The 428-nt window shown below is 69.2% G+C and carries 1 pseudogene; it reads left to right on the top strand.

Going from position 1 to position 428, the window contains the following annotated elements:
• A pseudogene (locus AC0L3H_RS33020) lies at positions 1 to 428 on the top strand (AcrB/AcrD/AcrF family protein); the annotation flags it as partial.

Genomic DNA, 428 nt, shown 5'->3' with positions numbered 1-428 from the left:
GAAGACGTGGTCGGCGTGATCCAGTACGAGTTCGTCGACTGGCGCGAGCGCAAATCGGCGAACGCCATCCTGGACGAGCTGCGCGGCGTCATGGCCGGCATTCCCGGCGTCGACGTCGAGGTTCGCGTGCCCGAGGCCGGCCCGCCCACCGGCAAGCCGATCCAGATCAGGCTGTCAGCCGTCGACCCGAAAGGCCTCGAGGACAAGGCGCGCGCCGTCGCCGCGCGCATTGCCAAGGTGCCCGGTGTCATCGACATTTCCGACGGCCTGCCGCCGCCTGGCGTCGACTGGGCGCTCGACGTCGATCGCGCCAAGGCGGCGCAATACGGCATCAGCCCGACCTCGGTCGGAACGGTGGTGCAACTGGTGACGAACGGGCTGAAGCTCAGCGAATACCGGCCGGCCGGTGCGGACGACGCCGTCGACAT

Source organism: Mesorhizobium sp. WSM4816 (genome assembly GCF_055811535.1).
The sequence above is the reverse complement of the archived record's forward strand: the minus strand, read 5'-3'. Positions and strand labels throughout refer to the sequence as shown.